Origin of the sequence: Flavobacterium panici, from assembly GCF_903819335.1 — a bacterium.
In the GTDB taxonomy this organism is placed as follows: Bacteria; Bacteroidota; Bacteroidia; order Flavobacteriales; family Flavobacteriaceae; genus Flavobacterium; species Flavobacterium panici.
Window position 1 is genome coordinate 1 of sequence record NZ_CAIJDE010000051.1, and the last position, 25730, is coordinate 25730.

Below are 25730 nucleotides of genomic sequence, written 5' to 3' on the forward strand. Positions count from 1 at the left end.
GAGAAACAAAATAATCCATCGAGTTTTTGCAGTAATAAAAAACCAAACCTTTTATGAAAAAGATTTGGTTTTATCATAGAAATCGAAATGACAAGATTGGGTATTAATCTGCGTGAAAAAAAATCATTTTAATCCCTTTTAATCTGTGGCTAAAAATCTTATGTTAGACGCACTGCAGTGCGTCTCTACGAAAACCTTTGAACCTTTGTCTCTCTGTACCTCTGCTTCTTAAACCTAAGAAACCCTCCTCTTAATCTTGGACAAAAACTCGTGCGAAACGCCCAAATACGATGAAAGATTTTTGTTATTAATGGTCTGGACTTTTTGCGGATAACGATCTTTAAAATCTAAATAACGCTGTTTTGAAGTTTTATTTAAAACATCCAAAAGTCTTTGCTGAATAGCCACATTTGCGCGCTCAATCATTAAAACATGAAACTGAATAAGCTTGGGAACTTCTGCAAACAACTGCGCTTTTTGGGCTTTATTTATGACCAAAATTTCGCTGTCTTCTATGGCTTTGATATTATAAGTTGTTGGTTTTTGGTGATAGAAACTTTCTAAGTCACATATCCATTCATTTTCGAAAGAAAAGAAAATTACGGTTTCCGTTCCGTTTTCGTTTAAGATGTAAGTTTTAAATGAACCTTTTAAAATAAACCCCTCATAACTGTTATTAGAATCCTGAATTTGAAGAAACTGATTTTTTTTAAGTTTAATAAGTTCAGCTTTTGAAACAATGATATTCCATTCTTCATCTGTGAGCGGGATCTTTCGCTCAATGTTTTTTCTTAGTAGGTTGTACATGCTTGTGGTTTTTGTTTGGAATTAAATTTGTTTTTCAATCCATTCTTTATTAGGGGTTTAAAAAATGTAATCGATTACGTAAATATACACTATTTATGCATTTTTGTAAATTAACAACTGTTAAAAAAACGAATTTCATAGAATTTTTTGCAAAAGTTTGAACTTGTTCAACTTTTTTCCTGCAAATTATAGTCAGATTTGTGTTGTTAAACTTTTATAAATAACCAAACTTAAATTATGAAATTACAATCAACACTCTCCATGTTTTTACTAACATTGGCTTTAGGATTTACGGCATGTAATTCTGAAGAAATTGCTTCATCAAATACAGAAGCAAGTATCGAAACAACAACACAGTCGGCTACGACGAATTTAACCGCAAAAATTGGAAACTGTTCTGAAGTTCCGGGTTGGGCTTCTCAAAACGGAAGTACAACCGGCGGCGGTTCTTCGGCTGAAACTACGGTTACAAATTACGCTCAATTAAAAGCAGCTATTGAGAACACTTCTGTAAAAGTGATCAAAGTTTCCGGAACTATTACAGTTACCACACGATTATCATTTCAGGATCAAACGGGTAAAACCATTTATGGTACAAGTGGTGCAAAACTAGTTTCGACTAATCAGACTAAAGATGCTTCTGGTATTATCAACATTAAAAGATGTAAAAACTTAATCATCAGAAATTTAATTTTTGAAGGCCCAGGAGCTTATGATACTGACGGCTGGGACAACGCAATTTTGGATGAATGCACGAATGTTTGGGTAGATCACTGCGAATTTAGAGATGGCGTTGACGGAAACTTCGACATCAAAAACAAATCCGATTATATTTCGGTTACGTATTCTAAATTTCATTATCTAAAACCACCAAAAGCTGGAGGTTCAGGAGGATCTGATGATCACAGATACTCAAACTTAATTGGTTCAAGCGATGGTGCTACCGCAGATCGCGGCAAATTGAGAATCACTTTTGCAAGATGCTGGTGGGCTCCAGGATGTAAAGAAAGAATGCCAAGAGTTCGTTTTGGAAAAGTACATTTAGTAAACAACTTCTTTAACAGTACGGTAAGCAATAAATGTATCGCTGCAGGTTTTGAAGCTGATCTTCGTGTAGAAAGCAACGTTTTTGAAGGTGTAAAAACGCCTATCGATTTAATGAGCGGCTATACGGCTGTTACGGCAACTGATAACGTTTTTACAAATACAACCGGAAATCAAGCCGGAAGCGGTACTGCTTTTACTCCGCCATATTCTATTGTAAAACTTAATAAAACTGCTGTTAAAGCTGATATTTCAGCAAATGCAGGAGCAACTTTAGGAGGTAATATCTGCGGCTCTTTTTAATTGAATTAGAATAAAAGTAAGTTAGTTTTTAGTTAGAACCACGGATTGCAGTGATGCAGTTCGTGGTTTTTTATTTTTTTTCTGCCACGAAGACGCAAAGGCGCAAAGATTAAATGTAGAGGCGCACAGCAGTGCGTCTAACACAAAGTATGGACAATTGGGGCGTAGACGCACTGCTATGCGCCTCTACAGAAAACCTTTGTAACTTTGAACCTCTACACCTTTGATCCTTTCCTTAAAGCACCAACTCTTCAAACAATTTCTGAATCGTTTTCTCCAAATCCTGACACAAACCCGGATGAGGTCTTGAAGTTTGGATTGCTGAACTTCTAATTGCCGTTAACCAACGAAAACGTTCCGGAATCTCAAATTCAGCGATTGGACCGCCGTCTTTAGCTCCTTTTGCTATTTTTTCTAATGAAGTTAAATTGCACTCTAATTGTTCGATATCAAAATCGTTTGAAAGTGCTTCAATTTTTTCTTTATTTAAATGAAAAAGTACTTTAATAAACTTGGCTTTTTTGCAAAACAAAATGATTCCGATATTCAGGAATTCTTCGCGCTCTACCCTTGGCACAACACGAATCACAGCATATTCGTATAAGTGATTATCTTGCATTTTGAGCCTGATTTACAAATATTTCTGAATTCTCTAATCTTGTTTTTAAGAACTGCAAATAAACGTTTCGCAATCCTTCCGGCGTTTCTTCTGCATCTTCCCACTGCAGCCAGTTTAACGGAATTGTATTTACAATTTCTTCTAAAATTTTCGGTGTTAAAATCGCTTTAAATTCGACGTCGACTTCTTTTAAAAGTGAAGCTTGCGGTAATAAAACGTGGTCTTTTATCAATGCAAACGGACTTTTGGCATGCTGTTCCCAATTGTTCCAGGAATGATGAAAATACAAACATGCTCCGTGATCTATTAGCCATAATTCTTTATGCCAGATTAGCATATTGGTATTTTTGAAAGTTCGGTCTACGTTTGTAATATAAGCATCGAGCCAGACAATCTGCGAAGCTAATTTGGCATCGACAGTTGTTACAACGGGATCAAAAGTAATCGCTCCTGATAAAAAATGCAATGCCAGATTTAATCCTTGGCTTCCTTGCAGTAAATCCTGAATTTCTTCATCGGCTTCGGTTCTTCCAAAGGCTTCGTCGAGGTTTGCGAATACTAATTCTGGTAATTGTAGTTTTAAGGCTTTTGCTATTTGTCCGCCAACTAATTCGGCTATAAGGGCTTTTACGCCGTGTCCGGCACCACTAAATTTTAATACGTATTTAAAATCGTCATCGGCTTCTGCCAAAGCGGGTAAAGATCCGCCTTCGCGCAGCGGCGTTATATAACGCATGACGTTTACCGTTCTGAGATCGAAGTTGTTTTTCATAGTTACAAACTTACTAAGGTTTTTGCCACGAAGACACAAAGACACAAAGTTTTTTAATCTCGCAAAGACGCAGAGTCGCAAAGTTTTTTTTCACGCTATATTCCCAATCTTGTCATTTCGAGGAACGAGAAATCTCCACAAGAAGCTCTACAAAGATTGGATTCTCGTTGAGGAGTTACTTGTGGAGATTTCTCGTTCCTCGAAATGACAAACTGTATGGAAACTTTACCTGAAAACTTTGCGACTTTGTGTCCTTTAAAAAGCAAAGCAACTTAAAAAACTCAGCGCACTTTGCGAAAAACCTTTGCGAGTTTTGCGTTAAAATTACTTTTCTAAACTCAAAAAAGCCCTTCCTAAATTCTTGATAATATCTGAGGCTATAAAAGATTCATAACCAGTTTTTGGTAAAGCAATATCCGCTGTTAGTCCATGAAGATAGACTCCGAATTTTGAGGCGTATTTGGGTTCGTAGCCTTGTGCGAGGAGACTTGTGAGGATTCCGGTTAAGGTATCACCGCTTCCTGCGGTTGCCAAGGCTGCGTTTCCGGTTGTGTTTTCGTAGACAGAATTTCTGTTTATGGTGAATGTTGGTGCGCCTTTCATGACTACAATAACTTTATACTTTTCTGAAAAGGCGATTGTTTTTTGAAATTTTTCAGATTCTGAATTCCATTTGCCAATCAAGCGTTCTAATTCTTTTGGATGAGGTGTCAGAATCGTGTCTTCGGGAACTAATTCCAGCCAGGATAAATTTTCAGAAATAATGTTTAAGGCATCGGCATCTAAAACTAAAGGTGATTTGTTGACTCTTAAAAATTCAAATAAGGCTTTTTGTGTTCCAAGTTCCTTCCCTATTCCGGGACCAATTCCAACGGCTTGCGGAATTAATGGTAAATGGATATTAGTAATGAAATTGGTGTTTTCGTCGGTAACGGCCATTACTTCGGGAATGGAAGTTTGCAGGATTTGATAACCGCATTTTGGTATAAAAGTCGTTACAAGTCCGCAGCCGGATTTTAAGCATGCTTTTGAAGCTAAAACGCCTGCTCCTATTTTTCCGTAACTTCCGGCAATAATCACAGCGTGACCCTGAATTCCCTTGTGTGTATGAGGATTTACAGGTTTGTATATTTTTAAGATTTCTTCTTTTGTGATTAAATATGGAGATTTCATTTGATGGCTTTTGTTGGTGCATTTATTTTAAACACATAGAATCATAGCTTTTCTTTGTGGGTAAAGGCGTTTCACTTGTCTTAACAAACATAGCTGATTGTGAAAACGTGACTTTATAAAAGATGATTCTTTAATGTTTCTTACGATTAAAGTTACATAAAAAATCGAAAACACGAATGTTTATTGTTTCCCTTAAGTCCTAGCCCTGATAGTAGCGGCATCTCCCGATTTAGAAAAACAAGGCTCTTTAGCCGTAGTTTTTGTTTATCGGGAATATAGCGGATAGCAGGAAATTGCTCCTAATTATTGCGAAATTTATAATTTAAGGCATTCAAATTAGATATTTTTTGAATAGATTTGCAGAACAATTTTATAAAACAACACAATGAAAAATACTGCGCTTACGCACATACATGAGAGTTTGGGAGCGAAAATGCTGCCTTTTGCGGGTTACAACATGCCTATTACATATGAAGGTGTAAATGCTGAACATGAAACGGTTCGTAATAGTGTGGGCGTTTTTGACGTTTCGCATATGGGTGAATTTTTGTTAACGGGACCAAATGCTTTGGCTTTGATTCAAAAAGTAACTTCAAATGATGCTTCGGCTTTAACTATTGGTAGAGCGCAATATTCTTGTCTGCCAAATAATGAAGGCGGAATTGTAGATGATTTGATTGTTTATAAAATGAAAGAAGAAGAGTATTTACTTGTTGTAAATGCTTCGAATATTGAAAAAGACTGGAGCTGGATTTCATCTTACAATGATTTGGGAGTTGAAATGAAAAACCTTTCTGATGATTATTCATTATTGGCAATTCAGGGACCAAAAGCGGTTGAGGCTATGCAGGCTTTGTCTTCTATAGATTTATCTGCCATTGCTTATTACCATTTTGAAGTAGCAGATTTTGCTGGTTTTAATGATGTAATTATTTCTGCAACTGGTTATACAGGTTCTGGAGGATTTGAAATTTACTGCAAAAATGCTGATGCCGAAGCTATTTGGAACAAAGTTTTTGAAGCTGGTGCAGCTTTCGGAATCAAACCTATTGGTCTTGCAGCACGTGATACTTTACGTCTTGAAATGGGATTCTGCCTTTACGGAAATGATATTAATGATACTACTTCTCCGCTTGAAGCTGGTTTAGGATGGATCACAAAATTCAATAAAGATTTTACTAATTCTGAGGCTCTTAAAAAGCAAAAAGAAGCTGGTGTTACCAGAAAATTAGTTGCTTTTGAAATGCAGGAACGTGCGGTACCAAGACATGATTACGAGATTGTAGATGGTTCTGGAGCTGTAATTGGAATTGTAACTTCTGGAACAATGTCTCCTTCTATGAATAAAGGAATTGGTTTAGGATATGTTACGGTTTCAAATAGTGCTGTTGACAGTGATATTTTTATTAGAATTAGAAAAAATGATGTTCTTGCAAAAGTGGTAAAACTGCCTTTTTACAAGAAATAATTAAAGTTATAAATATTGTAAGATGCATTACTGTAATGGTAATGCATTTTTTTTTGCCGAAGATTAAATAATTTCAAGTATTAATACTTGAAATTATTTAATCTTCGGCATTTTATTTCTTATTTATATGTAAGATTTTTTAGAAAAAATGTAAACCGTTTTCGAAAAATTACCGTAACTTTAATATAGAATGTTGAGATTTCACCTATGAACAAAATTTTGCCGTTATTTTTACTGTTTACTTCTTTCCTATTTAGTCAAAATAGCGCCGAGACATGCGAAATACTGAACAAAATAAATGCTGTTATTCAAACAGAACATTTACGTCCGAAGCCAGTTGATGACAGTTTATCTGTTTTTGTTTTTGATAATCTTATAAATGAATTAGATCCTTCACGCAATATCTTTTTTAAAAGTGAATACGATCAACTGGCAGCAGAATATCGTTTAAATCTGGACGATTTAATTTTAAGCAACGATTGTACTTTTTTAACTGATATTACCGCCAAATATATTAATGGATTGATCAGAACTAAAGAAGTTCTTGAAAAAATTCAGGCGACTGCATTTGATTACACTAAGAAAGATACCATTCGATTCTACAAAAAGTCATTTCCTTTTTATTTAAAAAAAGAGGATTTAGAGAAAGTATGGCGTAAAAAACTGCGTTATCAAATTCTGGATGATATAGCTGAAACGAGCGATAATCTGGATTCTATAAAAGCTAATTTTGCTTCTATTGAAGCTAAATCCAGAAATCTGATTGTGTCGAATGAAATTTGCCGTATCAGCACGCTTTTAGAAACTAAAACGAAACAAGACGAAAATCTTTATAATTTCTTCTGTACTTATTTTGATCCGCATACAGCTTATTTTAGCGACGATTCTAAATCTAGTTTTGTGGCTTCCTTATCAAAAGAGCATTTATCATTGGGAATGACAGTGAATCTTAATGAAAAAAATGAAATTATTGTTCACGAAATAGATCCAAATGGTCCGGCGTATCAAACTGGGCAGATTAAAAAAGGTGATCAGATTATTTCAGTTTCCAATCATAAAGAAACACTTCAGGTTTCCTGTTCTTCGTTAGAATCTATTTCTACCATGATTTTATCTGAAGCGAATAAAACGCTTACGCTTACGCTGAAAAGAAACTCAGGCAAAAATTTTGATGTTTTTATCGAAAAACAAGTCATGAAAGACGAAGAAAATTCGGTTTTCAGCTTTATAATTGGTAAGGAAAGTAAAATTGGATATATAAAAATTCCAAGTTTTTATGCTGATTTAGACGGAAACAGTCGAAAAGGCTGCGCCGACGATGTGGCCAGAGAAGTTATTAAACTGGAAAGAGATAATATTAAAGGTTTAGTGATTGATTTGATTGATAATGGCGGCGGTTCGATGGAAGAAGCCATAAAATTGGCGGGAATGTTTATTGATTATGGACCAATTTCGGTTGTTATTGATCATACTAAAGAGAAATCAGTTATCAATGATCCTTACAAAGGCATGATTTACAGAGGGCCAATTGTGATTTTGGTGAATAGCAATACGGCTTCTGCAAGTGAATTTTTCTCTTCGATTATGCAGGATTACAATCGAGCGCTTTTGTTAGGAAGCAATACGCTTGGAAAAGCTACAATGCAGACGATTCTTTCGCTTGACGAAAATAAAAATACCGATTTCCTTAAAATTACAATTAATAAATTTTACAGGGTTACGGGAAAAAGCCATCAATATATTGGGGTTACGCCAGATGTTGTTCTTCCTGAATTTTATGAAGATGTTTATCAAAAGGAAAGTGATTTTCCTACTGCGATGAAAAACGATAGTATTGAACCGTTTTTAAAATTCAGACCGTATGTAAAACGTGCTTTAATAGATAAATTGGCCAAAAACAGTTCTTTAAGACTGGCCGATAATTTTTATTTTAATGATATTAAAAAGATCAATCTAAAAATAGATCAATTGATCAATACACCAAAAGCAGAAATCCCGATGACTTTAGATGCCATTTTTAATCAAAAGAAAGTCGTAAATTCTCTTTGGACAGAGATCAATACTTTTAATGACGAAAATAATCCGCTGGATGTTTACAATTCTTCTGTAAATCAGTTTCTATTAGGCGCTTATCCTAATGATAAAACGATTAATCAATATCAAATGGATAATTTAAAAACAAATCCATACCTCAACGAAGCGGTGAATATTATTAATGACTTCAATTTTTCAAAATAGAAATTTTTGTTTCACGTTTTTTTTGTTTCAGGTTTCAAGTTAACCGCAAAGTGCGCAAAGTTGTACCAACTTGAAACATGAAACTTAAAACTTGAAACAAAATAGCGATTTTGATTTTGGATAAATAAGGAATAACCTTTATTTTTGCATCACAAAACTAAAAATTAGAAATGGGAAGAGCGTTCGAATTTAGAAAAGGAAGAAAAATGAAACGTTGGTCTGCAATGGCCAAAACATTTACCAGAATTGGTAAAGACATCGTTATGGCTGTTAAAGAAGGCGGTCCTAACCCTGACGCCAATTCTAGATTAAGAGCTGTTATACAAAATGCTAAAGCGGCCAACATGCCAAAAGATAATGTTGAGCGCGCGATTAAAAATGCCAGCAATAAAGATACTGCCAACTATAAAGAAATTTTATTTGAAGGATATGCTCCTCACGGAATTGCGATTTTGATTGAAACTGCTTCTGATAACAATAACAGAACGGTAGCAAATATTAGAAGTTATTTCAATAAATGTAACGGTACAATGGGAACTCAGGGTTCTGTTGAGTTTATGTTTGATCATACTTGTAATTTCAGAATTGCAAATAATGGTCTTGATGCTGAGGAATTAGAGCTTGAATTAATTGATTTTGGTGCCGAGGAAGTTTTTGAAGATGAAGACGGAATCTTGATCTATGCTCCTTTTGGAAGTTTTGGTGCTTTACAAAAAGAATTAGAGAACAGAGGTTTAGAAATTTTATCTTCTGGTTTTGAGCGTATTCCTCAAATTACAAAAGAATTAACTGAGGCTCAAATCGCTGACGTTGAAAAACTAATCGAAAAAATTGAAGAGGATGATGACGTTATGAACGTTTATCATACAATGAAAGAGGAATAATATTTTTCTTTTTATAAAAGTTTTAAAAGCTCTGATTTTTTCAGGGCTTTTTTTATTTTGTTAAAATTGATGCAGAAGAAAGTAAAATATTATAAAAAGTAAAATAAACTATTATATTTGTCGCAATCAGATCATATTCCTTAAAACAAAAACAAACATGCAAACATCAAAATACACAAGATTTGCCGTAATTATTCTGGTAATCTTATTTGTAGTGCTTAGTGTAATAAGCTAATAAAAAATCAAAAAGCCTTCTGAAATTCAGAAGGCTTTCTTTTTTAGAAAAATATAAAATTACTTTTTTGGAGTGTTTGTTACTTTAATCAAATACGTTCCTTCTGGCAAATCGCCAATATTAGAAGCGTTTGCTCCTATTATTTTTTGTCCCTGAGAGAAAACCTCAACACTTTTACCACTTTTAGAAGTTTCGGCAGAAGCAGCCACAGCGGCAGCTGGGAGCTTTACAGGTGCAGGAGCAGCTTTTTTATCTATACTTGAAACTGGCACTGGCGGAGCCGCTACTGTTTTAGCCGGTTTTGAACTGTTATAGGATTCCATAACCTGCTCGTCTGTCATGGCCACCGTATACAATTTAATGTCATCAATATCAGCATTAATACTTGTAGCTGTATTTAGTTTCCCGATGTTCAAAATATAACCTTTGGTTGAACGCGCGATCCCTTCGGCGGATTTTAGTAATTCACCATTACGATAAATTTTTGAACTATTACCATCATAAGTAATACTGTACATGTACCAGATATCTTTTAAAAGCGGTGCAGAAACAACCACATCATTTCCTGGTCCCCATCCCGCAAGATTTGCCTCAGAATTACCTCCGGCTGCGGCTTGCTGCGTTAATCCGAAATATTGTCCATTTGCTGCAGTACCATAACCTAAAACATGATTAACGGCATTTATTGCATTAAATTTAACCCAAACCGATATTGTTCTTGGTTTATTTCCCTGCGGAAGATCGCCTACTACAGCCTGATAAGCTTTGTTAGAAAGTCGCAAAGCTCCTTTAGGGGCACCCATTCTGTCATTTACAAAAACAGGAGTTCCTAAAAAGGAAATCGTATTATCTGCGCTGCTTAAATTTCCATTGAAATTAAATTCCTGAACGGGGTTTTGCGCATTAGAATTTAAAAAACTTACAAACATTAATGTGAGTAATATTTTTTTCATAGGGATATAGATTTTTTACTGGATGATATCTTTTTTATATAACTTATTTGACAGCAAATTTGATCGTTCAAATTTTACAATTACAAATTTTTAAATATTTTATGTACAAATTTTGTTAAAACTATAATTTTAATTCAGCATAAACAAACAAATCCTACATACAAATACAGAATTCTCACAAAATATGAAAAAATATAGATGTAACAGGCTAAAAAAAAGCCTTCTGAATCCAAAAGGCTGTTTCCTAATTCCAAAAAATCTAATTGCTACTAAACAATATTTAAAAACTAACTAACTATTAAAAAAATTAATTGATGGCCTTATTTTGATGTTATTTTTTTTGCCGGAGCATTTGAAATCTTTAATAAATAGGTTCCTTCTGGAAGATCATTTATTGTCATTGCATTATTTCCCACTACTTTTTGTCCTTGCGAATACACTTCAATATTTTTACCTCCCACATTGACATCTTTACTCACAATAATATTACTTGAAGTCGTTTTTGTTGTTTTAGACTTTACAGTGCCTTTTGTTTTAGGAGCTGCCGCAACCTCTGTGGCTACTATTAAAGGTTTAGAGCTATTATAAGACTCTGCAACCTGTTCATCTGTCAAAGCCACATCATAGATCTTTAAATCATCTACATCTGCGTTTATACCAACCGATGTGTTTATTTCGCCTAATCTAAAAATAGTTCCTTTTGTAGAGCGTTTTAAACCGTTTATGAATTTTAACAACTCTCCATTGCGGTACATTTTAGAAACAGTTCCATCAAATGTTACGGTATATTGGTACCAAACGCCTTTTGCTAATGGAGTTGAAACAATTACATCATTTGCTGCACCCCAGCCCGCTAAACTTAAATCTGAATTAGAAGAAACTGTTGACTGCTGCAGTAAACCAAAATACTGAGCATTGTAAGCTGAACCATAACCCCAGATATAATTTGCTGATGCTATATCATTAAATTTAACCCAAATACTAACTGTTCTCGCTTTATTGCCTTGCGGCAGATCATCTACCACGGCTTCAAGCGCTTTATTGTTTAGTCTTTGAGCATTTCCGGCAATTCCTGATCTATCGGCAACAAACTCATTTGTACCCATAAAAGAAATTGTGTTAGATTCATTATTTAAAGTCCCATTGAAATTAAACTCCTGAATTGGATTTTGAGCAGTCGCATTCAAATAACTTACAAACATTACTGAGAGTAGAAATTTTTTCATAATAGCAGAATTTAGGGTTATAAATAAAGTGTGTCATTTATACACAGCTAAACTATACTATTATGCTTTTCGTCGAAAATTTTTTCGTTAACCTACCTAAATAATCGTTAAAATAACCAAAACTGATGATTTTGTCGACAAAATTAGTTTTAATTATACTATTGAAGTAATTCTTAAAATTATAAATTAACCTCAATTTCAATTAAAATATCTTACGTATAAATACGGTATCTTCAATCAAAATGAAATAATTAACATTTATAAAAATTTAAGCTTTTAAAATAATAGGGATCTCTTTACTGATTTTCTTAATCACTTAAAAGTCAGCATAAAAAAACTCCATTCGTTTTGCGAATGGAGTTTCATATTTTTAGAAAAATAGCTACCTATTTTACGAATTCAATTTTTTGGGTTTCTTCTTCATTAACGCTGTCAAAGAATCCTTGTTCGTTCATCCAGTCATCACTAAATACTTTACTCATATAACGTGAACCGTGATCAGGGAAGATTGCAATAATATTGCTGTCTTTTGTAAATTCACCTTCTTCTGCATATTGTTTAATTGCCTGCATTACTGCTCCAGATGTGTATCCAACAAATAAACCTTCTTTACGAGTGATTTCTCTTGCGGAGTGAGCACTTTCTTCATCGGTAACTTTCATGAATTTATCGATGATATCAAAATCTGTTGCCGAAGGAATTAAGTTTTTACCTAAACCTTCAATACGATACGGGTAAATTTCTTTATTATCGAATTCTCTTGTTTCGTGGTATTTTTTCAATACTGATCCAAAAGCATCTACTCCTAAGATTCTAATATTCGGATTTTGCTCTTTTAAGAATTTTGCTGTTCCGGAAATTGTTCCTCCGGTTCCGCTGCAAGCAACAAGATGTGTGATTTGTCCTTTTGTTTGTTCCCAGATTTCGGGACCTGTAGTGTTGTAATGGGCATCAATATTTAGCTGATTGAAATATTGATTAATATAAACTGAACCCTTTGTTTCTTCGTGTAATCGTTTTGCTACATTGTAGTACGATCTTTCATCATCTGCAGATACGTGAGCCGGACAAACATAAACTTTTGCGCCTAAGCTTCTCAGCATGTCAATTTTATCTTTGGATGATTTTGAACTCACGGCCAAAATACAATTGTAGCCTTTTATAATGCTTACCATGGCTAAACTAAAACCTGTATTCCCTGATGTAGTTTCAATTATGGTATCGCCGGGTGATAATATTCCTTTTCTTTCGGCTTCTTCAATAATATATAACGCTATTCTATCTTTTGAGGAATGACCTGGATTAAAAGCTTCTACCTTTGCGTAGAAATTTCCTTCTAACTCTTCGGTGATTTTATTTAGTTTAATAAGCGGGGTATTACCTATTAACTCTAAAACATTATTATAAGCGTTTATTTCTTCTTTCATAAAAAAATAGTTAATCGAAGGTGTTTTTTACGCACCTTGATAGGTTGCAAATTTAACAAAAAATTTCTAATTAGCTTTTAATTTTTTCTAAATCTAATAAAAAACTAAATTCTTTTGCTAAGTCTTTTAAAGCCTCAAAACGTCCTGAAGCCCCGCCATGTCCCGCGTCCATATTAGTATCTAAAAACAATTGATTATTATTTGTCTTTAAAACTCTTAATTTAGCCACCCATTTCGCTGGCTCCCAATATTGTACCTGAGAATCATGCAATCCTGTCGACACATACATATTAGGATATTTTTGTGCTTTTACATTGTCATAAGGTGAATACGACAACATATAATCGTAATATTTTTTATTGTTTGGGTTTCCCCATTCGTCATATTCTCCTGTTGTAAGCGGAATGCTGTCGTCCAGCATTGTTGTAACAACATCTACAAAAGGTACCTGCGCTATAACTCCGTTATATAACTCTGGTGCTTCATTTACGATTACACCCATTAAAAGTCCTCCTGCAGATCCACCTTCAGCATAAAGATGTTCTGGTGACGTATATTTCTCGTCTATTACAAATTTAGAGCAATCGATGAAATCTGTAAAGGTATTTTTCTTTTTTAACAGTTTTCCGTCCTCATACCATTGTCTTCCTAAGTCTTCTCCTCCTCTAATGTGCGCAATTGCATAAACAAAACCGCGATCTAATAAGGAAAGTCTTGTTGAAGAAAAATAAGTATCCATCGTAATTCCGTAAGAACCGTATGCATACAGCAATAACGGGTTTTTACCATTTTTATTCAATCCCTTTTTATAAATCATCGAAATTGGCACTTTTACACCATCCCTTGCCGTTGCCCAAACGCGTTCTTCGACATAATTTTCTTTGTCAAATTTCCCGCCTAAAACCTGTTGTTCTTTTAGAATTTCTTTGGTTTTAGTTTTCATATTAAAATCAATTACAGATGACGGCGTAGCAAGCGATTGATAACTGTAACGCAGAATATCGGTATCAAAATCAATATTTGTTGTCGTAAAAGCATTGTAAGTTTCACTTCCAAAAGGCAGATAATAATCTGGTTCGTCGTTCCATGGCATAATCCTAATATGATTTAAACCATTCGAGCGTTCTTCAACAACTAAATAGTTTTTAAAGATCTCAATATCTTCTAACAAAACATCTTCTCTATGCGGAATTACATCAACCCAGTTTTTTTTGCCTGTTTTATTTTCAGGCGTTTTCATTAGCTTGAAATTCGTTGCTTTATCTTTATTTGTTAAGATATAAAATGAATCTTCATAATGAGAAATGCTGTATTCTAAACCACGAACACGAGGCTGAAATACTTCAAATTCTCCATCCGGATTATCTGAATTCAGTATCCTGTATTCTGTCGTTAAAGTACTCGATGAACCAATTACAATATATTTCCTTGATTTTTCTTTACTTACCGAAACATTAAAAGTATCATCTGTTTCATCATAAACTAAAACATCTTTTTTAGAATCAGTGTTTAATTTATGTCTAAAGATCTTATCAGATCTTAAAGTAACTTCGTCTTGTTTGGTATAGAAAATGGTTTTATTATCATTTGCCCAAACAGAGGCTCCCGTTGCATTTTCAATTTTATCTGATAAAATTTCTCCTGTTTCAAGATTCTTGATCTGGATCGTATAAATTCTTCTTCCCACGATATCAGTTCCAAAACTGGCAAACTTATTATCAGGGCTTATACTTAAACCTCCTAGTTTAAAATATGCGTGGCCTACAGCTAGTTCGTTACAGTTGAACAGAATTTCTTCTTCTGCCGAAAGGCTTCCTTTTTTTCTTGAAAAAATAGGATAATCCTTCCCTGTTTCAAAGCGCGTAATATAATAATATCCGTTGTAGAAATAAGGAACTGATGAATCATCTTCTTTAATTCTGCCTTTCATTTCTTCATACAAAGATTCCTGAAAATCTTTAGTATGAGAGGTCACTTTCTGATAATATTCGTTTTCTTTATTCAGGTAATCAATAACTTCCGGATTTTCTCTGTCATTCAGCCAAAAATAATTATCGATTCGGGTTTCTTTGTGTTTTTTTAATGTTTTTGGAACTTCCTTGGCTTTTGGAGCCTGTATATTTTCTTGCATTGATTGAGCATTTGTTTTTAAATACGAAGGAGCAAAAGTAGTACAAACACAACAGAACAAAATTAATTTTTTCATAAAATATTCCATTGATTTAATACAGCAATATACTAATTTTGTATGAAATAATTTAAAAATCAACAAAAAATGGATTTAATGGGAATGATGGGTAAACTTAAAGAAACCCAGCAAAAAATTGAAGATACTAAGAAACGCCTTGATACTGTTTTAATTGACGAACAAAGCGCCGACGGATTATTAAAAATTACAATTACTGCCAATAGAAAAATAAAATCAATCTCTGTTGATGATTCTCTTTTAGAAGATAAAGAGCAACTGGAAGATTATTTAATTGTAACACTAAACAAAGCTATCGAAAGAGCTACAAGTGTAAACGAAAGTGAACTTGACGCTGTCGCAAAAATGGATATGCCGATGATTCCTGGGATGGATAATTTGTTTAAATAAAGTGACAAAGGTTCAGAGTTGCAAAGGGGCAAAGGTTTTTCTTATTGTAACTTAAAAAAAAACGCACTATAAAAATAGTGCGTCTTTTTTTAACCTTTGTCTCTCTGAACCTTTGTAACTTTGAACCTCTTTCCTAAATTTTTGAAAACATCTCCAAAACATAAGTATGCATTACTTCTTTATAATCTAAATGGGTAACGATTCTTAGTTTGTTGTGTCCTAAGGAACTTATTAAAATATTTTTTTGTTTTAATTTTTCAATCAAAAGCTGGTCACTGTAACCCTCGGCTAGTGAAAAAATCAAAATATTTGTTTCTACGGGCTCTACAGATGCAATCCACGATTTTGTGCTTAAAATTGTCCCTATTTCTTTTGCTCTGCGATGATCTTCTGCTAGACGTTCGATATTATTTGCCAATGCATATAATCCCGCTGCGGCTAAATAACCAACCTGACGCATTCCGCCGCCTAATATTTTTCTGATTCTTAATGCTCGGTGAATATCTGCTTTGGTTCCCAATAAAACAGAACCAATTGGTGCGCCTAAACCTTTTGATAAACAAACCGAAATAGTGTCGAAAATAGCTCCAAATTCCTTCGGATTTTGTCTTTTGGCAACTAATGCATTCCAAATTCTCGCTCCATCTAAATGGAATTTCAAATTATTAGCATCGCATACTTTTTTTATTTCTCTTAAATCTTCTAATTCATAACAAGCTCCGCCGCCTTTATTGGTTGTATTTTCAACACAAACCAAACTCGTTAACGGACTATGATAAAATTCGGGATCATTAATTGCGGCTGCCACTTGTGCAGCATTTATCATTCCGCGGTCTCCATCTAACAAACAGCACGAAACTCCGCTGTTAAAAGAAACTCCGCCGCCTTCATAATTATAAACGTGAGCATATTTATCGGCAATTAATTGTTCTCCGGGCTGAGTATGCAGTTTAATTGCGGTTTGATTCGCCATAGTTCCCGACGGAAAAAAAAGTCCAGCTTCCATACCAAAAAATTCGGCTATTCTTGTCTCTAATTCGATAACCGTAGGATCTTGTTTGTATACGTCGTCGCCAACCTGAGCGTTAAACATATACTGCAGCATCTCATAAGAAGGCTTAGTAATGGTATCGCTAATTAAATTTATTTCCATATAAAAACTATATCTATTTTGGACAGCAAAATTACGTATTACTGTTTGTTATTAATCCCAAGTTTTAATAAATTTTAACTTGTGAATTACTTAGAACCAAATTAACGTAATATTTATAAAAAACATATAAAACTAGCATTAATAATTTCAAAAATTGATCTCTGGTTTTCAAAAACAATTCTATCTCCTTAAAAGGCCTTTTAGAGTTTATCTTATTTTGTATCATAATTTAATGCTGTATTCTAAAAACTAAATCTTATTTTTGTATAACGAAATTACGCATTGGTTTTTTGAATAAACCAACGTAACATCTGCAAAAAACAAATAAAACTACTTATTAATTTATGACAACAGCCGAACAAGTAAAAGGTATTGTGGAGCGCCTTGGTGCGTTGAGGAGGTATCTTTGACGTTGATGCCAAGCTAATCGAAATTGCAAACGAAGAAGAAAAAACTTTTGCGCCTGATTTTTGGAATAATGCCAAAGAAGCAGAAAACATCGTAAAAAATCTTCGAAACAAGAAAAAATGGATTGAGGATTATGACAAAGCTGTAACACTTACAGATGAACTACAGCTGGCTTATGATTTTTATAAAGAAGGGGAACTTTCTGCAGATGAACTAGACGAACAATATGATACTACCCAAAGTCATATAGAAAACATCGAATTCAAAAACATGCTTTCTGACGAGGGCGACAGTTTAAGTGCTGTTGTGCAGATTACTGCCGGTGCCGGCGGAACTGAAAGCTGCGACTGGGCAGGAATGCTGATGCGTATGTACATGATGTGGGGCGAAAGTTATGGCTATAAAATAAAAGAACTTAACTTTCAGGAAGGTGAGGTTGCCGGAATAAAAACGGTAACTTTAGAATTTGAAGGCGATTATTCTTTTGGATACTTAAAAGGAGAAAATGGTGTTCACCGTTTGGTTAGGATCTCTCCTTTTGATAGTAATGCCAAACGTCATACTTCGTTTGTATCTGTTTATGTTTATCCGCTTGTTGATGATAGTATCGAAATTGACATTAATCCTGCCGATATCGAAATTACAACATCTCGTTCAAGTGGTGCCGGAGGACAAAATGTGAATAAAGTGGAAACTAAAGTCCAATTAGTTCACAAACCAACCGGAATCCAGATTCAGTGTTCTGAAACAAGATCTCAGCAAGATAACAGACAGCGTGCTATGCAGATGCTTCGTTCTCAATTATACGAAATTGAGTTAAAGAAACAACAAGCGCAGCGTGCTGATATTGAAGCCGGAAAAATGAAAATCGAATGGGGTTCGCAGATTCGTAATTACGTAATGCAGCCTTATAAATTAGTAAAAGACGTTCGTACAGGTTATGAAACCAGCGATGTCGACGGTGTAATGAATGGTAATATCGATCCTTTCCTAAAAGCATTTTTAATGATGATGGGACAGAAGGAGGAAGAATAGAGTTTACAGTATTCAGTCACAGTTTTCAGTTTATTGCGACTGAATACTGTGACTGAATACTGCGACTGAAAACTTAAAAAATTAGTTATGATAAAATGGGCAGATGTAATTCATTTTACAAATAAAGGAAATCCGGCTCCGGAAAAAAGAGTGGAGAAAACGGAAGAAGAATGGAAACAGCTTTTAACTCCGGAAGAATATCAGGTAACGCGTTTAAAAGGAACTGAAAGATCTTTTAGTTCTGAATTATGTAGTTTATTTGATCCCGGAATTTACGAGTGTAAATGCTGCGGAACGGTTCTTTTTGATGCAAGCGAAAAATTTGAATCAGGAACGGGCTGGCCATCTTTTACACAGCCAATTAAAGAAAATGCAATTGGTTACCATGCTGATAAATCATACGGAATGATTCGTGTTGAAGTTGTCTGTAATGTGTGCGATGCGCATTTAGGACACGTTTTTCCAGACGGACCAGAACCAAGCGGTTTACGATATTGCATTAACGCAGTTTCACTCTCGAAAATTAAAGAATAAATTAAAAAAGCGATTTCTTTTAAAGTGAATCGCTTTTTTTTAATACCCACAAAGAGAAACAATTAACAAAAGAAATGTAGGCTGCTACTTACCAATTAAATAATTTATTTTTTATTGAAAAAAACTAAGATTATTCACCCAAAAATTGAATAACGACAAACCCCGACATTAAAAAACTTGCAAAAAATTAATAGTTAAAATGTTAATTTTGTAATATTTAGACTTCTATTTTAAATAATTATTAAGAAACATAAAAATTTTATTAGGTAATTAAAATCTATTTTATTTTATTTGACGAAAATTAACCCTAAGTCGAATAAAATTTGTCAATGAGATCCTATTCAATTCAAGAAATTAATGAAGTAATTAATGGTGTAATTTACGGCACTACTTCACAGAGCGTTACCGCAACAGAGCAATTAGAAAAAGCTACAACTTCAGAAATTTCTTTTATAGGAAATAAAAAATATGAAAAGTACTGGTCGACCTCAAATGCTTCAATTGCTGTCGTAAACGAAGACATTTCTATTGAACCTGGAGAAAATCGCGCTTTTATTAAAGTGAAAAATGCAGATTTAGCTATGTCGCAAATTCTTGCCCTTTTTGCCCCGCCTACTCCAATTTTTCATAATAACATCCATAAAACAGCTACTATTGACGAAACAGCAATTATTGGCGAAGGTGCTAAAATTGGTGCTGGCTGTTATATTGGCCCAAAAGTTGAAATTGGTGCCAATGCGGTAATTTACCCAAATGTTACTATTCTGGATGAATGTACTATTGGAAAAAACACTATTATTTGGTCTGGAACAGTTGTTCGTGAACGTTGTCACATCGGAAGCGATTGTATTATTCATCCAAATGCAACAATTGGTGCTGATGGTTTTGGATTTCGTCCTTGTTCTGAAAAAGGCTTGGTTAAAATCCCGCAAATTGGAAATGTAATCATTGGTAACGGTGTTGAAATTGGAGCCAATTCTTGTGTTGACCGCGGAAAATTCAGTTCAACGATTCTTGGAGACGGCTGTAAAATTGACAATTTAGTTCAAATTGGACATAACAGTAAATTAGGCAGATTCTGTATTATGGCTGGAAACAGTGGTTTAGCAGGTTCTGTAACTTTAGGAAATGGTGTTATCATTGGCGGAAGCGCTTCTATAAAAGACCATACCACTATTGGCGACGGAGCTGTAATTGGTGCCGGATCTGGTGTAACCGGAGACGTTCCTGCAGGAAAAACAATGTTAGGTTATCCGGCTGTTGAAGCTCGTGATGCTTTAAAACAATGGGCAATGCTAAAACGAATGGTTTGCGCCCCTAAAAAATAATATGCAATTATAAATATTTTTAAACACATAGAAACATAGATTTATATCGTTTCCGTTTGTTAAAGATTAAAATAAATGACACATCATTTACACATAGACTATGTGTTAATGCAAATGAAATGCCTTTTACAGAAACAAAACCTATGTTTCTATGTGTTTAAATTAATTATACGCAATCGTTTATATAAAAAAACATCCGCTGCAACGGATGTTTTTTGTTTTTATAAAGCTTCACATTCAAAGCCAATCACTTTCATTAAAAAAATTACCTTTTCGATAATATCATCTTTACATTCAAATCTTAGAATATTATCGCAGTCTTCGAGATCAAAATTCCACTTACAATTTGGAAATAACTGATTCAATTTTGGAGTAACCTTTTTCACTTTCGAAATATTATCAACATTTGTTTTGAATACAAAAATCATAACTAATGGTTTTGGATTTTACTTAAAATTTTGGAATCAATGTAAAAAGTACCAAAGGGAATCACGCAGGCTAAAAGTACTTTCCATGTTGTGTCTCTAAATTTCCAGTTCTGCTCTACTCCAACGCTCAATGTATTAAAAATAAAAAGCAAAAATAAAGCACCATGAACTGTTCCGACTGGTCTTGTTAAAAATGGCATTTCAAAAATATATTTCATTGGCATTGCTATAAAAAGCAAAATCAAAAGTGAAGTTCCTTCCAGAAATCCAATAATTCGTAATCTTCCGGTATTTGTAAGCAGTAAATTTTTCATAATTATCTAAAATAAGGTCGGTTTGCAAGAGGTGAAAATGGCCACGGAATGGCAATAAAAATAATTAGTAAGGCGACAGAAAACCATAAAAGCATCGTTCTGAATTTTTGATCATCAGCAAGTTTTCTTTTGGCTAAAGCCGAACCAATTGTAATAAAAACTATTGCTATTAACATTAAAGCAATGTGAATAATCCCGAAGAAGGAGGCATCCAAATTTTGAATCGCTTCTTTAAAGTTTTTCCAGAAATATTTCACAATCGGACTTTGCACATAAACCAATATTCCGAATATAAGCTGAATATGAGCAATTGTAGCCGTCCAATGCCGGATGAGGTTATCTTTCCTGGTAAAAGGAAGTTTTTGAGAATAACCTTTGTAAGCTGTATAAATAGAATATAACAAGCTTACCAATACGAGCCATCTTATAAATGAATGGCATACTAAAAGAGTTTGATACATTGTTTTTTGATTAAGACAATGCAAATATATTTAAAAACATACTAAGTAGTATGTTTTTGAAAAATAATTTTATTTCAGGCCGTTTAAATAAACTTTAAGTTCCTTTAAATAAACAAGATAAGAAGAATTATCATTTTGAAGTTTTCCGAAATTTCGTATTCCCCAATAACCAGATAAAATAAAAAAAGCTACTTGTTCGCCTACTACATCTTTTCGAATCAAACCTGATTCTTTCCCTTTTTCTATTGAATTTATAATTTTCTTTTTCCATAAATCTACCAATTCGGCCAAAGCTTCACTAAATCTATTATTCCACGGTGTCATTTCCTGTGTAAGATTTCCAACCGGACAGCCGTATTTCACCTGCAAAAAAGGATCTTCGAGCAATAAATATGAAATCATATTATAAAAATCCTCAACTGGATTTTGCGAAGCCTCGGTAGGTTTTATAAAATTTTCCTGCATTGTTGGTTTTAGAATTTCTTCTATAATCGCAATTCCCATTTCATCTTTAGTTTTAAAATGGTAATAAAAAGCACCTTTTGTAACTTGAGTTGTGGCAATAATTTCATCAATACTGGTGGTTTGATAACCTTTTGTATAAATCAATTCAAATGCTTTATGAAGAATCGTAAGTCGGGTATTTGCAGCTTTAGACATAAAAAATACTAGTTAGTATGAAAAAGCAAATTAAAGAAAAATAATTGGTGTAATTAATTTTAACACATAGAAACATAGATTTAGCAAGATTAAAAAGGCGTTTCACTTATTTAAACAAACATAGTCAGGCTATGTGTTAGAAACGAGTTTCTTTTTACTCCCTTCGTTAAAACTATAAATCCTATGTTTTTATGTGTTTAAATAAAAAATCAAGAATATAAACTTTTTCTTAATTCACAAAGCAATCGGTTTATTTCAATGGATTTTGTAAATTAGCCAACACTATTTTGTAAAATCAATATTATATCATGGATTTAAACTTCAATAAAAACGAAGATCACAATAAACTATTACTTTCAGACTTAAAACAAAAATTTGCCAAAGTAAAACTAGGCGGAGGCGAAAAACGAATTGAAAAACTACATGCCGAAGGAAAAATGACGGCTCGTGAGCGTATCGCTTATTTATTAGATGAAAATTCAGAAAATATTGAAATTGGCGGTTTTGCCGGAGAAGGAATGTACGCTGAACACGGCGGATGCCCTTCCGGCGGAGTTGTTATTAAAATAGGATATATAAGAGGGAAACAATGTATTGTCGTTGCCAATGATGCGACGGTAAAAGCTGGTGCCTGGTTCCCTATTACAGGCAAAAAAAACCTGCGTGCACAGGAAATTGCAATGGAAAACAGACTTCCTATTATTTATTTAGTAGACAGTGCCGGAGTTTATCTGCCAATGCAGGATGAAATTTTTCCTGACAAAGAACATTTCGGACGTATTTTTAGAAACAATGCTCAAATGAGCAGTATGGGGATAACGCAAATCGCCGCCGTAATGGGAAGCTGTGTTGCCGGAGGTGCTTATCTTCCTATTATGAGCGATGAAGCTTTAATTGTGGACAAAACAGGCAGTATTTTCCTTGCTGGAAGTTATTTAGTTAAGGCTGCAATTGGCGAAACCATTGATAATGAAACTTTAGGCGGCGCAACAACACATTGCCAAATTTCCGGAGTTACAGATTATAAAGCCAAAGATGATAAAGATGCTTTGGATAAAATCAAAAATATAGTCGATAAAATTGGCGATTTTGATAAAGCCGGTTACAACAGAATTAAGGCTGAAAAACCTGCTTTAGAACCAAAAGACATTTACGGAATTTTACCAAAAGCCCGAAACGAACAATACGATATGATGGAAATCATCAATCGTTTGGTCGATAATTCAGAATTTGAAGCTTATAAAGATGGTTACGGTCAATCGTTAATTACGGGTTATGCCAGAATCGATGGCTGGGCAGTTGGTATTGTAGCCAATCAGCGTAAAGTAGTAAAAACCAAAAAAGGTGAAATGCAGTTTGGCGGTGTAATTTATTCTGACAGTGCTGATAAAGCAACCCGTTTTATTGCAAACTGTAATCAAAAGAAAATTCCGTTAGTATTTTTGCAAGATGTTACCGGATTTATGGTAGGTTCAAAATCAGAACATGGCGGAATTATTAAAGATGGCGCTAAAATGGTAAATGCCGTAAGTAATTCGGTTGTTCCAAAATTCACTGTAATCGTAGGGAATTCATATGGAGCAGGAAATTACGCTATGTGCGGAAAAGCATACGACCCAAGATTAATATTTGCCTGGCCAAGTGCTGAACTTGCTGTTATGGGCGGAACACAGGCTGCTAAAGTTTTAGCACAAATCGAAGCTTCTTCGCTTAAAGCAAAAGGAGAAGTTGTTGACGAAGCCAAAGAAACAGAATTATTCAACAAAATAAAAGCACGTTACGACGAACAGACTTCACCTTATTATGCCGCATCAAGATTATGGACAGATGCAATTATCGATCCGCTTGATACCCGCAAATGGATCTCAATGGGAATCGAAGCTGCCAACCACGCCCCTATTCAAAAACCATTTAATCTGGGCGTAATTCAGGTATAATATTCCACAGTTATAGATAACGTGTTAAATAAATAGTAAAAAACTTATTTTCAGATACTTAAATTAAATATATCATTAAAAATTAGTAACTTTATATATGTAATTTTTAATCACGTAGTATCATGGAAAATGTCAAAAGCTTAAATAAGTGGGCAAATGCCCATACTTATTTACCAGTAGATTTAGTACGTATAATATTGGGTGTTTTTTTATTTATGAAAGGCGTTTCTTTTGTAACAAACGTTCAGTATTTACATGATTTAATATCTCCAATTGATCGGTTCGGAGGCGGAATGTTTCTTCTGCATTATATCGCGCCGGCGCACATGATTGGAGGCATAATGATTGTTTTTGGGCTACTTACCCGCTGGGCAATTGCAGCTCAATTACCAATACTATTTGGAGCCGTTCTCGTAAACTTTATGGGACACATGCATTCTGAAAGCTTAATTCTTGCAATTGTAGTTTTACTCATTTGCATCTTCTTCTTATTCTACGGAGGAGGAAAACATTCAGCCGATTATTATTTTAAAATGCAGCAATAAAAATATTTTATCCTCAACTTTTAAAAGTTGAGGATAAAATATTAAAGTCATTTTTAAGAAGTAATTAGCACTTAAAATTTTATTTATTGTGTTTTATGAACTAAATTCGCCACCATGAATTGGATTCGTAAAACCATACTTTTTGTATCACTTTTGATCATAGGACTTTTTGCCGCTCAGGCAAACGAACTTCCTGTGCAAAAAGCGGAAACTCAAAAAACGGATACCAATTTCTCGAAAGAAACCGCAGATTCATCAGCATTTATTCAGCCTCAGGGAAGTTATCACTTTGCGGCAAATATCAAGACAGATCATCTCGCATCCATTAAATGGTTTGATTCCTTACTTATAGTTGTTCCACAGCACAAAGTAATAAAATCAGCCTTTAACTTTACAAACCCATTTCCTGCACAGAGCAAAAAAATCTCATTAATGCTCTACGCCTTCCATTTTTTCTGGTAATTAAACTTTGAAATTTTAATCTGGAGAAGCAATTCTTCACCAGCAATTAAACCGTTTCTATCCCGAAACTGTTTACCATTTCATATTATTTACCAAATTTTTTAAAAAAGAAACATGGAAACAAGTGTAACCATAATTGGTATTGTGATTGCGGTCATAGTAGCCATTCCCATATATTTTTCAGCACGATCGAGCAAAGCAAACAAAACAAAAATTTTAGACATCAAGAAGAAATTTAATCCAAACAATCCTCAGGAATTTGATTTGACTGAATCTCAAAGCAATAAAACGTTAACGATCGATCAAAAAAACAGAAAGTTTATTTTGATGAACTTCAATCCAAATCAACAAGAATCAACTTATGTCGATTTGAAAAGTGTTTCATCTTGCAAATTAGTTTTAACTACAGAAGGAAACTCAGATACAATTGTAAAAATTGATTATGAATTTCAGGATAGGGAAACTTCTAAAAAAATTACAATTCCATTCTATGATTTTGATGATGACCGCATCAAACAAATAAGTGCCTATCAGGATCATATGTTTGCGAAAAAATGGCTTAAAATCATTCAGGATTCTATTTAGTGTTAGTTATTTAATTCAGTAGAAAGAGGCTCTTTATAGACTGCACCCAAAAGTTTAGACAAATTAATAATTAAGTTTTATAATAATGAGCTCGATATTGTATCGGGCTCATTCCTTTTAGATTAAGTTTAATTC

Annotated in this window: 25 protein-coding genes; 12 read left to right on the forward strand and 13 right to left on the reverse strand. The window is 34.0% G+C overall.

The features are described from left to right. Positions 1-234: 234 nt before the first annotated feature. Positions 235-807, reverse strand: a complete 573-nt coding sequence (locus FLAPXU55_RS17020) for a Crp/Fnr family transcriptional regulator (RefSeq protein ID WP_180859678.1) — start codon at positions 805-807, stop codon at positions 235-237. A gap of 237 nt (positions 808-1044) precedes the next feature. Between FLAPXU55_RS17020 and FLAPXU55_RS17025 the strand changes: the two genes are divergently transcribed. Next, positions 1045-2154, forward strand: coding sequence for a pectate lyase family protein (locus FLAPXU55_RS17025; RefSeq protein ID WP_180859680.1), 1110 nt, complete (start codon positions 1045-1047; stop codon positions 2152-2154). 235 nt (positions 2155-2389) lie between these two features. Here the strand turns inward: FLAPXU55_RS17025 and FLAPXU55_RS17030 are convergent, their stop codons facing one another. The 3 genes from FLAPXU55_RS17030 to FLAPXU55_RS17040 all read right to left on the reverse strand — a co-directional run bounded on the left by FLAPXU55_RS17030 (position 2390) and on the right by FLAPXU55_RS17040 (position 4718). Further along, positions 2390-2773, reverse strand: coding sequence for a DUF3037 domain-containing protein (locus FLAPXU55_RS17030; RefSeq protein ID WP_180859682.1), 384 nt, complete (start codon positions 2771-2773; stop codon positions 2390-2392). Continuing rightward, entirely contained in the window at positions 2763-3545 is a 783-nt protein-coding gene (locus tag FLAPXU55_RS17035) for a HipA family kinase (protein WP_180859684.1), read from the reverse strand. The genes FLAPXU55_RS17030 and FLAPXU55_RS17035 overlap by 11 nt, the downstream gene beginning before the upstream one ends. Positions 3546-3869: 324 nt before the next feature. Next, positions 3870-4718, reverse strand: coding sequence for an NAD(P)H-hydrate dehydratase (locus FLAPXU55_RS17040; RefSeq protein WP_180859685.1), 849 nt, complete (start codon positions 4716-4718; stop codon positions 3870-3872). A gap of 385 nt (positions 4719-5103) precedes the next feature. On the opposite strand from FLAPXU55_RS17040, the gene gcvT reads away from it, so the two are divergent. From gcvT to FLAPXU55_RS17055, 3 genes are all read left to right on the forward strand, one after another. Then, positions 5104-6186 carry a glycine cleavage system aminomethyltransferase GcvT gene (gcvT, locus tag FLAPXU55_RS17045; RefSeq protein ID WP_180859686.1) on the forward strand — a complete coding sequence of 361 codons (1083 nt, stop codon included), beginning with the start codon at positions 5104-5106 and terminating at the stop codon, positions 6184-6186. A 207-nt stretch (positions 6187-6393) separates the two neighbouring features. Beyond that, positions 6394-8424, forward strand: a complete 2031-nt coding sequence (locus tag FLAPXU55_RS17050) for a S41 family peptidase (RefSeq protein WP_180859687.1) — start codon at positions 6394-6396, stop codon at positions 8422-8424. Positions 8425-8594: 170 nt separating this feature from the next. Next, positions 8595-9308: a YebC/PmpR family DNA-binding transcriptional regulator gene (locus tag FLAPXU55_RS17055; RefSeq protein ID WP_026729302.1), complete on the forward strand. Its 714-nt coding sequence runs from the start codon at positions 8595-8597 to the stop codon at positions 9306-9308. Positions 9309-9602: 294 nt separating this feature from the next. On the opposite strand, the gene FLAPXU55_RS17060 is transcribed toward FLAPXU55_RS17055, so the two are convergent. From FLAPXU55_RS17060 to FLAPXU55_RS17075, 4 genes are all read right to left on the reverse strand, one after another. After that, a complete protein-coding gene (locus FLAPXU55_RS17060; protein ID WP_180859688.1) occupies positions 9603-10496 on the reverse strand; it encodes a LamG domain-containing protein in 894 nt (297 codons plus the stop codon). 320 nt (positions 10497-10816) lie between these two features. After that, on the reverse strand, positions 10817-11722 hold the full coding sequence (locus FLAPXU55_RS17065; RefSeq protein WP_180859689.1) for a LamG domain-containing protein: 906 nt from the start codon (positions 11720-11722) through the stop codon (positions 10817-10819). Positions 11723-12108: 386 nt separating this feature from the next. Beyond that, complete coding sequence (locus FLAPXU55_RS17070) at positions 12109-13149, reverse strand: PLP-dependent cysteine synthase family protein (protein WP_053473587.1); 1041 nt, start codon at positions 13147-13149, stop codon at positions 12109-12111. 70 nt (positions 13150-13219) lie between these two features. Beyond that, on the reverse strand, positions 13220-15355 hold the full coding sequence (locus FLAPXU55_RS17075) for a S9 family peptidase (RefSeq protein WP_180859691.1): 2136 nt from the start codon (positions 15353-15355) through the stop codon (positions 13220-13222). A 69-nt stretch (positions 15356-15424) separates the two neighbouring features. Here FLAPXU55_RS17075 and FLAPXU55_RS17080 point away from each other — a divergent pair, with 69 nt between their 5' ends. Beyond that, positions 15425-15745 carry a YbaB/EbfC family nucleoid-associated protein gene (locus FLAPXU55_RS17080; RefSeq protein ID WP_053473588.1) on the forward strand — a complete coding sequence of 107 codons (321 nt, stop codon included), beginning with the start codon at positions 15425-15427 and terminating at the stop codon, positions 15743-15745. A gap of 133 nt (positions 15746-15878) precedes the next feature. Here the strand turns inward: FLAPXU55_RS17080 and FLAPXU55_RS17085 are convergent, their stop codons facing one another. After that, on the reverse strand, positions 15879-16898 hold the full coding sequence (locus FLAPXU55_RS17085) for a threonine aldolase family protein (protein WP_180859692.1): 1020 nt from the start codon (positions 16896-16898) through the stop codon (positions 15879-15881). A gap of 344 nt (positions 16899-17242) precedes the next feature. On the opposite strand from FLAPXU55_RS17085, the gene prfB reads away from it, so the two are divergent. The 3 genes from prfB (at position 17243) to lpxD (ending at position 20203) form a co-directional block, all read left to right on the forward strand. Next, a protein-coding gene (prfB, locus tag FLAPXU55_RS17090) for a peptide chain release factor 2 (protein WP_108422250.1) occupies positions 17243-18341 on the forward strand; the annotation gives its coding sequence in 2 pieces (ribosomal slippage) (positions 17243-17305 and positions 17307-18341; 1098 coding nt in all). Positions 18342-18428: 87 nt separating this feature from the next. Beyond that, on the forward strand, positions 18429-18875 hold the full coding sequence (gene msrB, locus FLAPXU55_RS17095; RefSeq protein WP_073483034.1) for a peptide-methionine (R)-S-oxide reductase MsrB: 447 nt from the start codon (positions 18429-18431) through the stop codon (positions 18873-18875). A gap of 329 nt (positions 18876-19204) precedes the next feature. Beyond that, entirely contained in the window at positions 19205-20203 is a 999-nt protein-coding gene (gene lpxD / locus FLAPXU55_RS17100; RefSeq protein WP_053473592.1) for a UDP-3-O-(3-hydroxymyristoyl)glucosamine N-acyltransferase, read from the forward strand. A gap of 221 nt (positions 20204-20424) precedes the next feature. Here the strand turns inward: lpxD and FLAPXU55_RS17105 are convergent, their stop codons facing one another. The 4 genes from FLAPXU55_RS17105 to FLAPXU55_RS17120 all read right to left on the reverse strand — a co-directional run bounded on the left by FLAPXU55_RS17105 (position 20425) and on the right by FLAPXU55_RS17120 (position 22066). Then, complete coding sequence (locus FLAPXU55_RS17105) at positions 20425-20631, reverse strand: hypothetical protein (protein ID WP_180859695.1); 207 nt, start codon at positions 20629-20631, stop codon at positions 20425-20427. 2 nt (positions 20632-20633) lie between these two features. Next, the gene (locus FLAPXU55_RS17110) at positions 20634-20945 is read right to left on the reverse strand and encodes a DUF3817 domain-containing protein (protein ID WP_180859697.1); all 312 of its coding nucleotides are present in this window, start codon (positions 20943-20945) and stop codon (positions 20634-20636) included. A 2-nt stretch (positions 20946-20947) separates the two neighbouring features. Beyond that, positions 20948-21406, reverse strand: coding sequence for a hypothetical protein (locus FLAPXU55_RS17115; protein ID WP_180859699.1), 459 nt, complete (start codon positions 21404-21406; stop codon positions 20948-20950). A 69-nt stretch (positions 21407-21475) separates the two neighbouring features. Further along, positions 21476-22066 (reverse strand): TetR/AcrR family transcriptional regulator, encoded by a 591-nt coding sequence (locus tag FLAPXU55_RS17120; RefSeq protein ID WP_180859701.1) that lies wholly within the window; start codon positions 22064-22066, stop codon positions 21476-21478. Positions 22067-22374: 308 nt separating this feature from the next. On the opposite strand from FLAPXU55_RS17120, the gene FLAPXU55_RS17125 reads away from it, so the two are divergent. The 4 genes from FLAPXU55_RS17125 (at position 22375) to FLAPXU55_RS17140 (ending at position 25595) form a co-directional block, all read left to right on the forward strand. Next, positions 22375-24003 carry an acyl-CoA carboxylase subunit beta gene (locus tag FLAPXU55_RS17125; protein ID WP_180859703.1) on the forward strand — a complete coding sequence of 543 codons (1629 nt, stop codon included), beginning with the start codon at positions 22375-22377 and terminating at the stop codon, positions 24001-24003. 122 nt (positions 24004-24125) lie between these two features. Further along, entirely contained in the window at positions 24126-24548 is a 423-nt protein-coding gene (locus FLAPXU55_RS17130; protein WP_053473598.1) for a DoxX family protein, read from the forward strand. A 114-nt stretch (positions 24549-24662) separates the two neighbouring features. Beyond that, positions 24663-25010 carry a hypothetical protein gene (locus FLAPXU55_RS17135; protein WP_053473599.1) on the forward strand — a complete coding sequence of 116 codons (348 nt, stop codon included), beginning with the start codon at positions 24663-24665 and terminating at the stop codon, positions 25008-25010. 114 nt (positions 25011-25124) lie between these two features. Beyond that, positions 25125-25595: a hypothetical protein gene (locus FLAPXU55_RS17140; RefSeq protein ID WP_053473600.1), complete on the forward strand. Its 471-nt coding sequence runs from the start codon at positions 25125-25127 to the stop codon at positions 25593-25595. The last annotated feature ends 135 nt before the right edge of the window (positions 25596-25730 follow it).

Bases quoted from the DNA above. Each gene is read 5' to 3' on its own strand.
- FLAPXU55_RS17085 (WP_180859692.1), bottom strand. From the start codon at position 16,898: ATGGAAATAAATTTAATTAGCGATACCATTACTAAGCCTTCTTATGAG.
- FLAPXU55_RS17115 (WP_180859699.1), bottom strand. From the start codon at position 21,406: ATGTATCAAACTCTTTTAGTATGCCATTCATTTATAAGATGGCTCGTA.
- FLAPXU55_RS17060 (WP_180859688.1), bottom strand. From the start codon at position 10,496: ATGAAAAAAATATTACTCACATTAATGTTTGTAAGTTTTTTAAATTCT.
- msrB (WP_073483034.1), top strand. From the start codon at position 18,429: ATGATAAAATGGGCAGATGTAATTCATTTTACAAATAAAGGAAATCCG.
- lpxD (WP_053473592.1), top strand. From the start codon at position 19,205: ATGAGATCCTATTCAATTCAAGAAATTAATGAAGTAATTAATGGTGTA.
- FLAPXU55_RS17020 (WP_180859678.1), bottom strand. From the start codon at position 807: ATGTACAACCTACTAAGAAAAAACATTGAGCGAAAGATCCCGCTCACA.
- FLAPXU55_RS17050 (WP_180859687.1), top strand. From the start codon at position 6,394: ATGAACAAAATTTTGCCGTTATTTTTACTGTTTACTTCTTTCCTATTT.
- FLAPXU55_RS17065 (WP_180859689.1), bottom strand. From the start codon at position 11,722: ATGAAAAAATTTCTACTCTCAGTAATGTTTGTAAGTTATTTGAATGCG.
- FLAPXU55_RS17105 (WP_180859695.1), bottom strand. From the start codon at position 20,631: ATGATTTTTGTATTCAAAACAAATGTTGATAATATTTCGAAAGTGAAA.
- FLAPXU55_RS17025 (WP_180859680.1), top strand. From the start codon at position 1,045: ATGAAATTACAATCAACACTCTCCATGTTTTTACTAACATTGGCTTTA.
- FLAPXU55_RS17125 (WP_180859703.1), top strand. From the start codon at position 22,375: ATGGATTTAAACTTCAATAAAAACGAAGATCACAATAAACTATTACTT.
- FLAPXU55_RS17120 (WP_180859701.1), bottom strand. From the start codon at position 22,066: ATGTCTAAAGCTGCAAATACCCGACTTACGATTCTTCATAAAGCATTT.
- FLAPXU55_RS17035 (WP_180859684.1), bottom strand. From the start codon at position 3,545: ATGAAAAACAACTTCGATCTCAGAACGGTAAACGTCATGCGTTATATA.
- FLAPXU55_RS17140 (WP_053473600.1), top strand. From the start codon at position 25,125: ATGGAAACAAGTGTAACCATAATTGGTATTGTGATTGCGGTCATAGTA.
- FLAPXU55_RS17055 (WP_026729302.1), top strand. From the start codon at position 8,595: ATGGGAAGAGCGTTCGAATTTAGAAAAGGAAGAAAAATGAAACGTTGG.
- FLAPXU55_RS17135 (WP_053473599.1), top strand. From the start codon at position 24,663: ATGAATTGGATTCGTAAAACCATACTTTTTGTATCACTTTTGATCATA.
- FLAPXU55_RS17030 (WP_180859682.1), bottom strand. From the start codon at position 2,773: ATGCAAGATAATCACTTATACGAATATGCTGTGATTCGTGTTGTGCCA.
- FLAPXU55_RS17080 (WP_053473588.1), top strand. From the start codon at position 15,425: ATGGATTTAATGGGAATGATGGGTAAACTTAAAGAAACCCAGCAAAAA.
- FLAPXU55_RS17070 (WP_053473587.1), bottom strand. From the start codon at position 13,149: ATGAAAGAAGAAATAAACGCTTATAATAATGTTTTAGAGTTAATAGGT.
- gcvT (WP_180859686.1), top strand. From the start codon at position 5,104: ATGAAAAATACTGCGCTTACGCACATACATGAGAGTTTGGGAGCGAAA.
- FLAPXU55_RS17130 (WP_053473598.1), top strand. From the start codon at position 24,126: ATGGAAAATGTCAAAAGCTTAAATAAGTGGGCAAATGCCCATACTTAT.
- FLAPXU55_RS17075 (WP_180859691.1), bottom strand. From the start codon at position 15,355: ATGAAAAAATTAATTTTGTTCTGTTGTGTTTGTACTACTTTTGCTCCT.
- FLAPXU55_RS17110 (WP_180859697.1), bottom strand. From the start codon at position 20,945: ATGAAAAATTTACTGCTTACAAATACCGGAAGATTACGAATTATTGGA.
- FLAPXU55_RS17040 (WP_180859685.1), bottom strand. From the start codon at position 4,718: ATGAAATCTCCATATTTAATCACAAAAGAAGAAATCTTAAAAATATAC.